Here is a 14,627-nt window from a genome sequence, read left to right as displayed (position 1 = left end):
CACCTAAAGCTTTAATTATGAAATAAATCCATTCAAAAAAAGCTTTTTACAGCATTGTTCCGATATTTATAAAATAAGAATACGTGAGAATTGTTAGATGAAAAATAATATTATGTATTGGATATTATTTTATTCGTACATTTTCTTTGTTATTGAAATTAAATAAATTGTTTTTGATTTTTTGGTGTATTTTATTATAAAATAGTAATCTTGGGTCAGAAAATAGAGCTGTGGAATGGAATAAGGATTGAATGATAATAAGAGTGAAAAATAAAGGCCCTAAAGATTGTGTAATTTTTCATGGTGATTGTTTATATAACATAATGGCGCAAGAAAATTTGAACTACGGAACAAAAATGATGAAAGCCACAGATCAAAAATTGGATCGTTGTCAGCCATTACTGTTCGCAGATATCTTTTAGTTTTCTTCTTCTAATTTTTTATCTAAACTCTGAAATAACTAAAATATTGCACAGCGAATAATAAAGTTGATTCACCTTTTTATAATCAGAATATTTTTTAATCATAAAAAACTGAATTATCTGTACCTAATCTTGCTTGGTAATATATTAAACTTTCTTTTAAATGCTGCGGAGAAATGTCTTGGATTTTTATAGCCAATCACATCCGAAATCTCATTAATGTTCATATCGCTTTCAAAAAGCATTTTTTTCGCCAGTTCCATTTTAGTATCATTCCAGAATCCGAAAACAGTAGTTCCAAACAGTTCTTTAAATCCTTTTTTTAAAGTAAATTCATTGGTTCCCACCAGATGGGCAAGTTCATTAAGAGAAGCGGTGGCCTGCAGATTATGGGCAATATAATCTCTTACAGCATATATCTTTTCTTCATCTTTTTTGGACAAGCTGGAAGCAGAAGGTGTTTTGTGAAAAAGCTGTTCCAGCTGAAGCAAGAGCAGTTCGCTTACTTTAGCCTCAAGATACATCCTTTTAAAAATCCCTTTTCTGTCACAATGCATAAGATCATTCAGAATCTGGTACATTTCCAAAGTGATGTAGTTATGATTCGGCTGAATGAGTGACGAGTTTTGTTTGTCAATCGAATTTCTGAATAGTTCAAAGAGCCCAAAGTGCTCGGGTAGAAATTTTTTAAAGAATTCCGGGGCCAGGTTGATTTCTAAGAGATGCATTTCCGGACCGTCGAATTCCATCTTACCTTCCATATGATGGGCATAAATAATATTGTGCTGGTAGCTGTCAAATTCTACCGTTTTCTCGAATTTTCCCGAAATAGCCTTGCTTTTTCCCTTAAGGGCAAAATGCATTTCTACGGTATCAGCATCGCTTTCAAGATACAGCTGAAGCCGGTTGGCCAATGAAATATTTCCAAAGCTGATATGAACATTTGCAAAGCATATTTCATGATAAAAACCATTTCCATAAGGAGGACTGAGCTTTGTAATATATTCCTGAATATCACCATCATCTGAGAAATAAATATCAGGATAATCTTTCTCCATAAGTATTTCCCCAAGGGTTTCATTGTATAGCCGTACTGTCATTTTGTTTCCTTTTGTTAGAATTTCCGTATGACGGACTTTTTATTCCGTTTTGCATACCTACACTGTTGAATGTATAGGGTACTTTTGTACAAAGATAATGGTTATTTAGAACTATTCTTAATAATCAAATTTATTATTCCACACACACGAAAAAGTAAAATGAAATGGATGTGTTGAAAGCGTATTAAAAATTAATTATTTAAAAAAAATGAAATATTCAAGTAAAGTAAAATGGTCTTTTGCAGCGGCAATAGCGGTATCAATATGCTGGCTGGTGGGTGACATTTTTGTAGCCGGATTTGATCCGAACCCTGCAAATTATCCATTGTTTTCAAAAACGTATGCAGAGCAGGTAAACGTGGAATTTGCCACTTTAATGTTGGACGGATCTACTTCAAGATTGATGTTTGGTGCTTTGATCGGTGCCCTTACAGGTCCTTTACTGCTTCCTGCAACCTGGCTTGTGTATCAGTTTTTTAGAGATACCCAGAAATGGTATGCTATTTTTGTCTATTGGGTTTTAATGGCCGGAGCGGTTTTATCTCCTTTAGGCCACGCCGGATTTTTCTATGTTGGGGAAATCTATAAAGCAGTTTACCATACAGATCCGGTTTCTCACACTTATCTTTTGGAGACAGGAAGAGGGTTCATGAAGATGTTGAATATTGCCTGGGGAGTGGCCATTGGTGTTCTGGCAATCGGATGGATTTCATTGGCGGTCTGCATACTTCTAAAGAAAACTTTGCTTCCAAAATGGATGGCTTTATTGACACCATTTGTTTTGACTCTGTTTATCATTCCTGTAAAAAGCCTTTTGCCACTTCCTTATTCAGGATGGGTGGGAGGGGCAATATTCAATATTGCTTATCTGATATTTTTCAGTTCATTATTATTCATTTTCAGAAAGAAACTGCTGGATAATAGATGATTCTTAAAAGAGCTTTACCATGAGAATAACTTAATATTAAAGTGCAGTGAGAAGTCTTTAAGTCTTAGGATTTAAAGGCTTTTTTGTTTTATAAAATTATTCTTTTGAACCTTTAACGGAATATTAACCTTATATTGGCTTAAGAATTACGCAGAAGAATATGGGAAATCTAAAAACATGGATAAGAAAGAATGGTTCCACCGCTATACTGATGGTTGTATTCATTATTGTATTGATGAATAAGGATGCAAAGGCATGGCTGATGAGACAGGTTGCTTCCACGGGAATCCTCAATTCCAGCATATCAGAACCCAAAGAAAAGCAGAATACCTCAAAAAGATTTACCTATGCAGGGTTTATGCTGAAAGATGAAGACGGAAAGATTATTGATATCTCTGCTTTACACAATAAAGTAGTCTTTATCAATTTTTGGGCATCATGGTGCCCTCCCTGCAGAGCGGAATTTCCGTCTGTTCAGAAACTTTATGATCAATACAAAACGAATCCGGATATGGTATTTCTTACCGTAAATCTTGATGATAAAGAGACCCTTGGAAGATCTTATTTAAAAGAAAAAGGATTTACAGTTCCTTTTCTGGTGCCTGCCGGCAATATTCCTGCTGTGCTTTATAGTGGTTCTTTACCCACAACAGTCGTGATTGATAAAAAAGGAGAGATTCGCCTGCATCATAAAGGATTGGCAGATTACAGCAAAGATTCATTTTACAAACAGATTGATGAGCTGTTGAAACAAAAACCATAAGTTTTAAGTTTAATGATAAGTGCCTTTACCTTATTAACTCTTGAAGAAATTTCTTCCAAAATACTGAAAGAAAAAACACCGCTGCAGAATTTTCCAAAGACCATAACATTCCCTTTCTCCAAGCGATATAAGGATTGGGTTACCCAAATGAATACAACAGAAATTTCTTCTGAAACCATCCTGTATAACTCAGTGGATGCAGTCAACGAAAATAAAGAATTTACTCTGCCCAATTATTGGTGTTTCGCTTGTAACGGACAGGGTGACCGATGGTTTTTTAATACAGATGACCAGGTTTTCTTCTATGACCATGACTATGATGAAAAGCTGGAGCCTATGAATATTAATTTTGAAGAATGGCTGCAAATGGCATTTATCGTGAGTCAGCTGGATATCTATTTTGATGAATATGAGACCATCCCGAAATCCATTAAACAGGAGTTTTTTCAAATCCTGAATAGGATCCATCCAACATTAAGTGACAAGTACCCATTTATATTGTAACCCTATTTATATCACAAAGAATATGATTTTAAAGAACTTGGAACAAAAATATAATTTCCGCTATCCTGAAGTCTACAGAAGATTATCAGAATCCGGTATGCTGGATTGGGGAGAATCCAATGCTGATTGGTATCAGACTGTCTTTCCAAAACTGAAAGAGAATCCACCTTTACTGTTATTCGGGTATGATATTGAGATCTGGAATGATGAGCAGTCCATCAGTTCTTCTATTCATGAAATATCTGAGGAAGATGATTACAGAAACATTCATGCTGGGTACAGGTTTGTTCCGTTTGCCAAAAATGGGGCAGGAGATCTGTATGCTTTTCAGTTTGATCTTGAAAATGGAGGTGATGTTCCGGTCACTTTTATATCCCATGATGATGATGAAGCTGAAATATTGGCTAAAAATTTCCAGGATTTTATCTTTCGTCAGCTCCTTGAAGCAGTCGTAGAAATAGATGAAGACTCTATGTTTTATGAAGAAAATGAAGCAGATCTGAAAAAAAATCTACTCAACCAGTTAAAAACGCATGAATCGTATTTGGCACCAAAGCACATTGATATTCTGAATGAAATTTATCAGAGAGATATTTTTGAATATACCTACAAAGTACCCGCTGGCAATACATTTGAAACAGAAGGACTTATTACATTTGATGAAATAGATGAAATCCTGAAAAGGGAGATTGCTTTTGACAGACTGAATACAAAGTTCAATTATACAAAAGAGATAAAATGAGTTTTAATATAAAAAGTCTGTGCCAGGATATCCTCTTAAGCTCCCCATCTTTTGTGCCTTTTGTGGTTTAATAAAAAAGCTTAACCAGTTTTAAAAGTAAAAAGCCTGCAAATGAAAGATTGCAGCCTTTTTTATGGACGGATTTCTGATTATTATAGGGATTTCTGCATTGAAAAAACAGTAAATTTATACCATAAGAAATAGAATATGCAGCAGCTAAGGGCTCACATTGAAAAAATAACTCCTCTAAATGATAGCGAATTTGAATTCATATCATCTTGTTTTACCTATAAAAAATATAAAAAACATCAGTTTTTGGTACAGGAAGGAGAAGCCGTGCCCTACAATTATTTTGTATTGAAAGGCTTGTTGAAATTGGTTTATTCTGATGAAACAGGAAAAGAACATATTATCGGATTTGCCATGGAAGATTGGTGGGAAACAGATTTTCCAGCTTACTATCAGCAGGCTATGGCAACGATGTCTCTGGAATGTCTTGAAGATACAGAAGTATTATGTCTTAAGTTAGGCGATTATAAAAAGCTCTGTGCCCAGCTTCCAAAACTTGAACATTTCTTCCTTGAAAAAGCATATATGGGATTCATTACAGCGCAGCAGCGTACTATCTCAATGATGACAACAGGTATAAAAGATCGTTATGACCAGCTTTTGAAAAAATATCCTTCTTTGGTTCAGCGGGTTCCGAAATCTCTTTTGGCAGCATATCTGGGAGTATCCAGAGAAACTTTAAGCCGTCTGTCGCTGTAAAATGTGACTTCCCTCACACCATAATCGTGATCCGGATCACAGGGGTTTGCTATATCTATTCTGCAATTTTGCAGAGTAACCCCATAACAAATTCAATACAATGGAAAAAAGAACGGTTAATCCATGGAAATGGCAGGATGAGAGAAGTTATTCTCAGGCTGTAGAAGTAAAAAATGTTGAAAGTACTTTATATTGTTCAGGGCAGGCTGCTATTGATCCTGACGGAACATCCAGTGATAAGGATATGAAATCCCAGCTGAAACAAGCCATTGCTAATCTGGAAGAACTAATCAGCTCAGCAGGATATGAGTGTGAAGGCATTGTCCGATTAAATATCTATACAACTTCTACAAAAGAACTTTGGCCCTATTTCCCCATTCTTCAGGAGTGGATTGCTAAGCATAAGATTCAGCAGGCAGTAACAATGCTGGAAGTAACAGGATTATTTGAAACATTAAAGGTTGAACTCGAAGCAACAGTGGTAAAATAAATGAGAAATAAAAATTAAAAAAAGATCTTCAAATCAACTGCACTGGTTTATACTGGTGCTTTGTTGTATTGAGAAAGTCGGATATGAATTATTGTAAATAGATTTTTTTACCAGTAAAGCTTTTCATACATTTATATAGATTAATCAATACTCATTATCAAGATGAATATTCAACTTTTTTCAAAAAATGCTTTAGTAGGTGGGGCTACACAGGGAATCGGAGCCGGAATTGCTATAGAATTAGCAAAATGCGGAGCCAATGTCACGGTTATGGCCCGTAATGAAACAAAGCTTAAAGATTTTGTTTCTTCAATGCCGGTAATCAATTCTGATCAGAAACACGAGTATCTGGTGGCTGATTTTTCGGATGTTGAAAGCTATAAAAAAATTATTGCAGGATATTTTAATACTCATTCGGTAGATATTTTGGTTAACAATACAAACGGTCCGGAACCTGGTTTGGCTCTTGATAAAAATACAGATGATTACCAGAAGGCGTTTGATCTCCTTTTTAAAACGGTTTGCGAAACAACATTGCTGGCTCTGCCTCATATGGTCAAACAGAGAAACGGACGGATCATCAATGTTTCTTCACTATCGGTAAAAGAACCAATTGCAAATCTGGCCCTTTCCAATTCTATCCGTTCTGCAGTCATCGCGTGGGCAAAAACCCTTTCCATTGAAGTTGCCCAACATAATATCACCATCAATAATGTGTTAACGGGGTATTTTGATACCGAGCGAATTCAAAAACTGGTTACCCATGAAGCGCAGCAGACCGGCACTCCGGCAGAAGAAATAAAAAAAGCCAGAGAAAATAAAATTCCAATGAAAAGATTCGGGCAGCCTGAAGAATATGGCCATCTTGTTGCTTTCCTGGCATCAGAATATGCCGCTTACCTTACCGGAACAAGTATCCCTTTGGATGGAGGTTTGAATAATACCTATTGAAAATTTTAGACCACCTAATCTATTTATACAATATTATTTAAAACTTATTGAATTGAGTTAAAGCTTTTGCAGTTTTTGGATTTTATCACCTGAATATTTTTATCCTAAATAATATTTTCAACTTTCATGTAATAAACCCTTTTTTTCAGTTGTCATATACATATTGAAAAATAGTATATGAAAAACTGGTCTTTTAAAAAATGGAACACCGTAGTGGGATGGTTCCTTTTCGCTGTTGCACTCATCACGTATCTCTCAACCATAGAACATTCCCTGAGTTTTTGGGATTGCGGGGAATACATATCTTCAGCAGTGAAATTGGAGGTAACCCATGCTCCGGGAGCCGCTTTATTCCAGATTGTGGGAGCGGTGGCGAGTATTTTTGCATTGGGAAACTCAGAAAATTATTCTATTGTGATCAATGCAATGTCAGCAGTATTCAGTGCTTTTACCATTCTGTTTCTGTTCTGGACGATTACCCATTTTTTAAGACGGCTTTTGAATAAAGATTTTGAAGATATTACCAGATCTCAGCAGATTTCAATACTCTTTGCCGGAGTAATCGGAGCTTTATGCTTTACATTCTCAGATACTTTCTGGTTCTCAGCGGTAGAAGGTGAGGTATATGCAATGGCTTCTCTGTTTATTGCACTGCTGGTCTGGCTTATCACCAAATGGGAAAACGAATATAAGGCAGCAGACAGCGAAAGATGGATCATTCTTATTTTCTTCATAATAGGTCTTTCTGTAGGGGTTCATATGATGTGCATGCTGGCGATTCCGGCTATATGTCTGGTGTATTACGCCAGAAACTATACTTTTTCCTTGAAGAGTTTTATAATAGCCAATCTGGTTACGTTGGGAATTCTTGCATTTGTATTCAAATTTATTTTCCCTTTGGTCATGACCTTGTTCGGGAAACTTGAAATTTTCTTTGTGAATGGGCTGGGGCTTCCTTTCCATTCAGGGACGATTGTTGCGTTTGTTCTCATGACCGTAATCAGTTATCTTTTGATTAAATATGCCAGAAAAGCCAAGAGAAAGCTGTATCAGACTATCGTTTTATCTCTTGTATATATGATCATTGGTTTCTCGTGCTGGCTGGTGATTCCGATCAGAGCGAATGCCAATCCTCCAATGAATCTTAATGACCCGGATACGGCAATCGGAATGAGAGATTATTACAACAGGGTACAATATGGAGACTGGCCTACCATTTACGGACAGAACTACACGGCATTTCTTGACAAAAATGGATTGGAAAAAGATGAAGATGGGAGCTATAAAAGAGATGTCACTGGAGATATTTACGAAAAAGATGAAAAAACCGGAACATATAGAAAAACCGGGGAAAGATTCAATTATGTGTTTAATAAATCCCACATCAGTTTTATGCCGAGGATGTTCAATGAGGATAAGGAGGTGACAGCCAATTATATTTCCTTGTATGGAGCTCCGGATTTTACCTTCAATTATGAAAATGCAGAGGTAGCAGACAATCCGGAGGCTAAACGGATTTTTGAGGAGCTGAGAGCGAAATATGAAGGAGATTCTATCACAGCAGAAGATTATCTGAAGGTAAAACCTTACGATCTGATCAAAGTAAAACGCCCTTCTTTCGCTCAAAATATGGATTATTTTATCTCTTTCCAGAACGGATACTACTTTGTAAGATACCTGATGTGGAATTTTGCTGGAAGACAAAATGATCTTGAGGGACATATGGAAAATACGAATGGCAACTGGATCTCAGGATTTTCTTTTATAGATAATGCAATGCTGGGTGATCAGGATCATATGCCTGCCAAATTTAAAAACGAAAGTACCGTAAAGTTTTTTTTCCTTCCATTGATACTAGGTTTGATTGGCTTCTTTTTCCAGTTAAACAGAGATTTCGGAAGATTTTATGCCATTCTTTCATTGTTTGTTCTGACAAGTATGGGAATTGTCTTTTATACCGGAGTAAAGCCATTCGAAGTAAGAGAAAGAGATTATGCAATGGTAGGCTCATTCTATGCCTTTGCGATCTGGATCGGTTTGGGAGCAGGAGCTATACTTTGGTCAATTCAATCTAAACTTAAATCCAGTACAACCCCTATTGTTTTGGGAATTGTATTGTTAGGAATTCCTTTTATGATGGGGTTCCAGAATTATACTTCACATGACAGAAGCAAAAAAACGGCAGCCCGTGATTATGCATATTCATTTTTACGTTCGCTGCCTAAAAATGACATTATTTTCATTTATGGTGACAATGATACTTTTCCGGTATGGGCCATTCAGGAAACGGAAAGATTCAGGGATGATGTAAAAACGGTCAATTTTACTCTTTTGGCCACACCCTGGAGTATCGATCAGGTAAAAAGAAGGACATACAATGCCATGGGAATTCCGGGAGAGCTGACCCATGAAGAATACAGAGATGGTGTAAATGATCAGGTTTATCTGATGAAAAAACAAGACTGGGAAGGGTTTTTCCAAATGTTGAAAGAACAGGGAGCCCCCGATACAGAATTTCAGGAATTCAGAAAATATCTGACTCAGGATTCTCTCACCTTGAAAGATGCTATCAAATTCCTAAAACTAAAATCATCCGCAAAGGATGAACTATTGAAAATGTATTTTGGTGAAAAGCAGTATGAAAAGTACAATATTCTTCCGGTAAGTAAATTTATTCTTCCTGTAAATAAGGAAAATGCTGTAAAATCAGGAATCATTAACAAGGCTGATCTTCCCAATGCGGTGGATCAGATTATGATCAATTATGAAGCAAATACTCTTTATAAAAGCAATCTGATGATGCTGGACATGCTGGCCAATTTCGACTGGAAACGATCTGTAAATTTCTCATCAGGCGGAATGTATGACAGTGAAAATATTTTTTATCTTGGTGAATATCTGCAGTTTGATGGTTTCAGTTACAGGCTGGTTCCTATTCATACTCCTCAAAGTCCGGATGGAGATAAAGGAAGGGTAGAGGCCAACTCTCTTTATCAGGTGGTGAAAAACTTCAGATGGGGTAATTTTAAAGACCTTAGTATTCATTATGATGAAACGGCTACTTCAAATATTCTGGGCTACAGGATATCGGTAAGCAGAGCAGTGTCTGCACTTGTAGTAAGCGGACAGAAAGCTAAGGCCCTGGAACTACTGGATCTTGCGGCAAAAGAAATTCCTGTTGAGAAATACAACGACCCACGCTCATTAAGCTCAATGGTCACCGGATATATCGTTGCAGGGCAGGAGCAGAAAGGTCTTCAGCTGGCAGAAACCCTCAAGAAAGGAATATTTGAAGAATATGATTACTATCAGAATCTTTCACCTTCATTTAAGGCTGCTTCCAAAAGACCGATGAGGTCCAAACCGATGGAATATGCATTAGTTGTTTCAGCGGTTACGGATGCTTATAAAACTTTGGGGCAGAACGAAAAAGCTCATGCATATGTTTTAAAATCTGTTACACCGATCGACAAAAAATTCAATGCTTTTGTAAACAGGTTACAGCAAATGGGTAAAGAGAAAGCGATGAAGGAATCTGAAAATGTCCGACAGATTGCTCCTTTTTACCAATATTTATTCAATGTGATGGAGCCTTTTGACTCTGCTTACTCCAGGAAAAAAGAAATTGAAATAACCAATGCCATGATGAAAGCAACGCAGTAAATGATATATAAGAAAATGGCTGTCTCAAAAGTGTTATTCTGAATGAAATACCATGAAATTTCAAATAAATGATTAACAATAAGATTCAGAATGAAAAATGTTTAATGATTTGACTTTTGAGACAGCTAATTTTTTTGTTATCTATTTTAAAGGACAGCAGTGAACTCTTTTTCCAGTCGGATAGCTTTGGGAAACAGAATATTATTTTCGAGATGAATATGTTTATGCAAATCATTTTCAAAATCCTGAAGCATCGCAAAAGCAACCTTATACGTGTTGCAGGCATCTGCGGGAGGAAGATATTCATTGGTGATTTCTGCAATCCTTCTGAAACGGTTACCTTCCACTGTATGATCGTGCTCCATCATATGAACAGGATTTTCCACTGTTCCAAAAGCGGGTTGCTGCAGAGATCCACCGGATATTTTTGCCTTCATCATATTTCTTACAAAAGGAAACAGGATAAGTTCTTCTTTTTTCATATGAGCTGCCAGGTCGTGGGCTGATTCGTTAAATAAAGTATTGATTTCAAAAAGTTCCGGATGTCTTTCTCCATGAACTTTGCATAACTTATCAAGGAAAGCTTGTAAAACCGGAGTTTTTTCCTCCACATAGCGGTGATGGGTTTTCTCAATATAATCTGCCAGCAGATCCAAAGGCCAGCTGTTGAAGTCTATTGATGCCCCTTCATTTTTGGGTAATGCTTCCAGTTCTTCATAAATCTTTTCAGGTGGAAGTTTCTTATTGCTGCAGGCTTCTTCAATAGTTCTTCCTCCTTTACAGCAGAAATCAATGCCATGTCTTTTAAAAACAGCAGCTGTTCTGAAATCTTCAGCCACCATATTTCCTATAAAGTCTGTTCTTGTGTTCATAATATGATACTTTTTGTTTTTGATTACTTTTTGAGTGACAGGATATATTTTACCATCAGCTTGGCGTCTTCTTTACGTAATCCTGTGTGAGGGGTCATCGGAATATCTCCCCAGTTACCTTTACCTCCATCAACGATTTTTTGTGCCAGCATATCGAGATCTGCGTCTGTATATTTTGCAGCAACTTCCTGATAAGAAGGTCCAATTAATTTTGAATCTACCTTATGGCAGGTAAGACAGTCGGTTTCCTGAATTAATTGTAATCCTTTATCCCCAGTTGGATTCGGTATTGTGACAGGAGCTGGATAAGTTTCTACGGGTAGTGGAGCAGTCTGCTGAGCGGTAGGATCTGGTTGCGGAATAGGGGTGGTTTCTGTTTTGGAACAGGAAAATAAAACGAACGACAACACCAGAATAATGAGCGTTTTTAGCAATTGTGTTTTCATAATATAGGTATTTAAGATATAATTTCATATTGATTTATTTAATATTAAAAGATCTTTTTATCTTTTATTTAATTAAATTTTTTTAAACCTTAAGGTGGGTTAATTTTAAATCCAGATTATCAACAAACATTTGAATCTTAGAGGTTTCCAGCATAATACGAAGATCCTGTCTGATTTTTTTAAACTGATCATGAAGCGGACATGGATGAATTTCTGAGCATTGGTCAAGTCCAAGTCCACACCCTGAGAACAGCTTATCCCCATCTACTTCTCTTACGATATCAGCAATAGAGGTATTCAGGTTTTTCTGATCCATATAAAAACCACCGTTCGGGCCCTTGGCAGAGTGTACAAATCCTTTTCTGCTGAGATCCTGCAAAATTTTGGCGATAAAATGTTCCGGTGAATGAATGCTTTTTGCTATGTCTTTAATCCCGACCCTGCTGCCGTTTTTAGACTGCTGGGCAATGTAGATTAAAGCTCTTAAAGCATATTCACAGGTTTTTGAAAACATTTTTCTGATTTTATGAGACAAAGGTACAAAGAGATTTTTAATAAAAGACAAATAACTCTTTTATTTTTTTAAATCTGACGAAGGTCATGAAAAGCTGTTTTATCCAGCTATGTTGTAAGTGACCGGAAGAATAATGTATTTATCCAAAAATTTTAACCCTAAAATAGTAGAATGATGAAGCAATTACAAAACAGTAGAATCAGCGAAAATTCCATTTTTAGTCATCTATCCTTTATTTCTGTAATTTTTGTTAAAAAAATAGGGAGTGTAATTTATTTATAAACAGGTGTTTGACTTTTTTAGTGAAAATTTTATCATAAAAAAGCGTAGAAAAATTTGGATTTAAGAAGCGTTTTTCTATCTTTGCAGTCCCTTAAACAAAGGGATTTACTTAAAAAAGTAAAGTGGCCGACTCGGTAGCTCAGCTGGTAGAGCAATACACTTTTAATGTATGGGTCCTGGGTTCGAATCCCAGCCGGGTCACTAAAAAGACATTCTTCTCAGAATGTCTTTTTTTATTTCGAAAATTCACAAAACTTTTACTCTCAAAAATATTTTTTTCCAGGCCGGATAGGTAATGAAAGTATCCATGGAGTTTGATTCCGGGCTTGCTGGCTGAAAATCTAATCCTTTATCATCATTTCAGGCGATGTATAACGGTATCTTTGTAGATAAATTACGCGGCATATGAAATTCATTCACCAGATTGATCCATTAAAATTTATCTTTTTTGAACTGTCTCATTGTCCTGATCATTATTTTCAAAGTTCTCAGCGGAGCCATTTTTTTGAAATGATATGGATAAAAGATCATTCAGGAGATGAAAGCGATCGGAATGAAGGTAATGATTATATCTATCTCATTCCCCCATATCGTTTTACAAAATTAGATCTGGAAGATAAAAAAGGTTGTATACTCTCTTTTAAAAGAGAATATCTGGAAGAAGATGACAAAGAATATGCGTTGGATGTTTTCAATCTTTTTAATATGCATGGGCAGTTTAGTGGTTTTTCTATAGACCGTAGTACTGCAGAAACCTTGAATCATCTGATAGTATTGATACAGAAAGAGTATAATAACCCAATGGGAACTTATCTGGTTTTAAAAGCACTTTTGAAAGTTCTCTTATTAAATCTTATCCGCATCAACCAACATTATTTTTTACATCAGGATGTCAATCAGAAAAGGGTGTATCAGTTTATTATACTGATGGATGAATATTACAAAACAGAGCGAAAAGCGGACTTTTATTCTTCAAAAATGGGAATCAGTGAAAAACGGATCAATCAGATTCTGAAAGAGAAAATGGACCGAACGCTTACGCAGCTGCTTCACGAAAGGCTTATTGTAGAAGCTGATCGGATGCTGGTTTCCAGTGAATTCACGATAAAAGAAATTGCATACCATCTGAGTTTTGATGATCCTGCTTATTTTTCCAGATTTTATAAAAACAGGAAAGGGCAGACCCCTGAGGATTTTAGAAATCAAAGTATTGGCATGTGAAATCATTCTGTCTTTTCGAGTTTTTTATAATGTAGATTTTATGAATTCAGCATATTCTTCATGCTTTTGTCGTATTTCCAAATTGTACCATTAGATTAGGAAATAATGCAAGAGAACTTATACAGCTCTGATTTAATTTTGTGTCAGGATTCAAAGCCTAAAGGTTGAAGAATCAATACATGAATCTAAAAATATCTGAATTATGGAACTCACAAAAGAATCGGAACAACTAATGTTTCAGGATATCAATGCTCTTTTATCACCTAAACCAATACCTCTGGAAGCCGGTATCAAAAGACTGGAAAACGGAATGCTGCATATTGCAATGAGAAATGTGATGCATCACTGCAAAGGGAAGATGCTGGATTGGTGGTTCACTTATTTTGAAACAACTGCAGACCTGAAATTATGGCATCCGCATGATCATGTGGTACACAGTGGATGGGACAGCAAATGGATCAAAAACGAGAATTACATCGGGGCTACAATACATGCCACAGAGTCATTGGGGAATATCCCCCCCGTACCGGCTGCCATTAAGTTTCATGATCCTGTGGAAATTTTTAATCCTGCTATTTTAAAAAAGGCATATGACAACGATGAGGTGAGTGCAGTAATATATGCCAGAATAGGGTTTGGGGAAAACACCCCAAAAGACGCTAACGGTGATCCCCTGGATGGGTATATGGTACATGTTACCAGAGATACGCCACAGGGATGTGTGTTGAGAAGTCATTTTTTCCTTGGAGCATTAGCTGCAGACAGTGATCACCTGTTGCCGGATGAAATTGGATTTGGATTGATGGAGCATTGCTACACTGAATTTACTTATCTCTCCCATGTTCTTCCTTCTCTTTACTATGCAGAAAATACAAAAGGAGATAAGGCACCCCTTCTTTGGTAATCCTGGGACATTAAAGTCTCTCATGGCTAAAAAGTAAAATTTCCATTAATTTTTTTT

14 protein-coding genes and 1 tRNA gene are annotated in these 14,627 nt (G+C 36.3%); 11 read left to right on the top strand and 4 right to left on the bottom strand.

All coding sequences use genetic code 11. The features are described 5' to 3' along the window. Positions 1 to 538: 538 nt before the first annotated feature. On the bottom strand, positions 539 to 1,522 hold the full coding sequence (locus AC07UM_RS02650) for a helix-turn-helix transcriptional regulator (RefSeq protein ID WP_494682609.1): 984 nt from the start codon (positions 1,520 to 1,522) through the stop codon (positions 539 to 541). A 208-nt stretch (positions 1,523 to 1,730) separates the two neighbouring features. Here AC07UM_RS02650 and AC07UM_RS02645 point away from each other — a divergent pair, with 208 nt between their 5' ends. From AC07UM_RS02645 to AC07UM_RS02610, 8 genes are all read left to right on the top strand, one after another. After that, positions 1,731 to 2,450, top strand: a complete 720-nt coding sequence (locus tag AC07UM_RS02645) for a DUF6796 family protein (protein ID WP_494682610.1) — start codon at positions 1,731 to 1,733, stop codon at positions 2,448 to 2,450. A 160-nt stretch (positions 2,451 to 2,610) separates the two neighbouring features. Then, positions 2,611 to 3,213, top strand: a complete 603-nt coding sequence (locus AC07UM_RS02640; RefSeq protein WP_494682611.1) for a TlpA family protein disulfide reductase — start codon at positions 2,611 to 2,613, stop codon at positions 3,211 to 3,213. A gap of 12 nt (positions 3,214 to 3,225) precedes the next feature. Beyond that, positions 3,226 to 3,717 carry a hypothetical protein gene (locus AC07UM_RS02635; protein WP_494682612.1) on the top strand — a complete coding sequence of 164 codons (492 nt, stop codon included), beginning with the start codon at positions 3,226 to 3,228 and terminating at the stop codon, positions 3,715 to 3,717. 22 nt (positions 3,718 to 3,739) lie between these two features. After that, complete coding sequence (locus AC07UM_RS02630; protein ID WP_494682613.1) at positions 3,740 to 4,459, top strand: SMI1/KNR4 family protein; 720 nt, start codon at positions 3,740 to 3,742, stop codon at positions 4,457 to 4,459. A 207-nt stretch (positions 4,460 to 4,666) separates the two neighbouring features. Next, positions 4,667 to 5,227, top strand: coding sequence for a Crp/Fnr family transcriptional regulator (locus AC07UM_RS02625; RefSeq protein ID WP_494682614.1), 561 nt, complete (start codon positions 4,667 to 4,669; stop codon positions 5,225 to 5,227). A gap of 100 nt (positions 5,228 to 5,327) precedes the next feature. After that, positions 5,328 to 5,717, top strand: a complete 390-nt coding sequence (locus AC07UM_RS02620) for a RidA family protein (protein WP_494682615.1) — start codon at positions 5,328 to 5,330, stop codon at positions 5,715 to 5,717. A 162-nt stretch (positions 5,718 to 5,879) separates the two neighbouring features. After that, on the top strand, positions 5,880 to 6,668 hold the full coding sequence (locus AC07UM_RS02615; protein ID WP_494682616.1) for an SDR family oxidoreductase: 789 nt from the start codon (positions 5,880 to 5,882) through the stop codon (positions 6,666 to 6,668). A 177-nt stretch (positions 6,669 to 6,845) separates the two neighbouring features. Then, positions 6,846 to 10,331: a glycosyltransferase family 117 protein gene (locus AC07UM_RS02610; RefSeq protein WP_494682617.1), complete on the top strand. Its 3,486-nt coding sequence runs from the start codon at positions 6,846 to 6,848 to the stop codon at positions 10,329 to 10,331. Between the two features lie 146 nt (positions 10,332 to 10,477). On the opposite strand, the gene ric is transcribed toward AC07UM_RS02610, so the two are convergent. The 3 genes from ric to AC07UM_RS02595 form a co-directional block, all read right to left on the bottom strand. Continuing rightward, entirely contained in the window at positions 10,478 to 11,203 is a 726-nt protein-coding gene (gene ric / locus AC07UM_RS02605) for an iron-sulfur cluster repair di-iron protein (protein WP_494682618.1), read from the bottom strand. A 23-nt stretch (positions 11,204 to 11,226) separates the two neighbouring features. Continuing rightward, positions 11,227 to 11,649 carry a c-type cytochrome gene (locus tag AC07UM_RS02600; protein WP_494682619.1) on the bottom strand — a complete coding sequence of 141 codons (423 nt, stop codon included), beginning with the start codon at positions 11,647 to 11,649 and terminating at the stop codon, positions 11,227 to 11,229. Positions 11,650 to 11,731: 82 nt separating this feature from the next. Beyond that, positions 11,732 to 12,163 (bottom strand): RrF2 family transcriptional regulator, encoded by a 432-nt coding sequence (locus AC07UM_RS02595; RefSeq protein ID WP_494682620.1) that lies wholly within the window; start codon positions 12,161 to 12,163, stop codon positions 11,732 to 11,734. 410 nt (positions 12,164 to 12,573) lie between these two features. Here AC07UM_RS02595 and AC07UM_RS02590 point away from each other — a divergent pair. The 3 genes from AC07UM_RS02590 (at position 12,574) to AC07UM_RS02580 (ending at position 14,570) form a co-directional block, all read left to right on the top strand. Next, positions 12,574 to 12,646: transfer RNA gene (locus AC07UM_RS02590), tRNA-Lys, on the top strand. Between the two features lie 204 nt (positions 12,647 to 12,850). Continuing rightward, entirely contained in the window at positions 12,851 to 13,666 is an 816-nt protein-coding gene (locus AC07UM_RS02585) for a helix-turn-helix domain-containing protein (RefSeq protein ID WP_494682621.1), read from the top strand. A gap of 202 nt (positions 13,667 to 13,868) precedes the next feature. Next, complete coding sequence (locus AC07UM_RS02580) at positions 13,869 to 14,570, top strand: DAPG hydrolase family protein (protein WP_494682622.1); 702 nt, start codon at positions 13,869 to 13,871, stop codon at positions 14,568 to 14,570. Positions 14,571 to 14,627: the final 57 nt, after the last annotated feature.

The organism is Chryseobacterium sp. GW821-FHT04C04 (genome assembly GCF_059420365.1).
This window is presented reverse-complemented; position numbering and strand designations above follow the sequence as displayed.

Excerpts from the sequence above, each read along its gene's own strand:
- AC07UM_RS02650 (WP_494682609.1), bottom strand. The coding sequence starts at position 1,522 with ATGACAGTACGGCTATACAATGAAACCCTTGGGGAAATACTTATGGAG.
- AC07UM_RS02645 (WP_494682610.1), top strand. The coding sequence starts at position 1,731 with ATGAAATATTCAAGTAAAGTAAAATGGTCTTTTGCAGCGGCAATAGCG.
- AC07UM_RS02640 (WP_494682611.1), top strand. The coding sequence starts at position 2,611 with ATGGGAAATCTAAAAACATGGATAAGAAAGAATGGTTCCACCGCTATA.
- AC07UM_RS02635 (WP_494682612.1), top strand. The coding sequence starts at position 3,226 with ATGATAAGTGCCTTTACCTTATTAACTCTTGAAGAAATTTCTTCCAAA.
- AC07UM_RS02630 (WP_494682613.1), top strand. The coding sequence starts at position 3,740 with ATGATTTTAAAGAACTTGGAACAAAAATATAATTTCCGCTATCCTGAA.
- AC07UM_RS02625 (WP_494682614.1), top strand. The coding sequence starts at position 4,667 with ATGCAGCAGCTAAGGGCTCACATTGAAAAAATAACTCCTCTAAATGAT.
- AC07UM_RS02620 (WP_494682615.1), top strand. The coding sequence starts at position 5,328 with ATGGAAAAAAGAACGGTTAATCCATGGAAATGGCAGGATGAGAGAAGT.
- AC07UM_RS02615 (WP_494682616.1), top strand. The coding sequence starts at position 5,880 with ATGAATATTCAACTTTTTTCAAAAAATGCTTTAGTAGGTGGGGCTACA.
- AC07UM_RS02610 (WP_494682617.1), top strand. The coding sequence starts at position 6,846 with ATGAAAAACTGGTCTTTTAAAAAATGGAACACCGTAGTGGGATGGTTC.
- ric (WP_494682618.1), bottom strand. The coding sequence starts at position 11,203 with ATGAACACAAGAACAGACTTTATAGGAAATATGGTGGCTGAAGATTTC.
- AC07UM_RS02600 (WP_494682619.1), bottom strand. The coding sequence starts at position 11,649 with ATGAAAACACAATTGCTAAAAACGCTCATTATTCTGGTGTTGTCGTTC.
- AC07UM_RS02595 (WP_494682620.1), bottom strand. The coding sequence starts at position 12,163 with ATGTTTTCAAAAACCTGTGAATATGCTTTAAGAGCTTTAATCTACATT.
- AC07UM_RS02585 (WP_494682621.1), top strand. The coding sequence starts at position 12,851 with ATGAAATTCATTCACCAGATTGATCCATTAAAATTTATCTTTTTTGAA.
- AC07UM_RS02580 (WP_494682622.1), top strand. The coding sequence starts at position 13,869 with ATGGAACTCACAAAAGAATCGGAACAACTAATGTTTCAGGATATCAAT.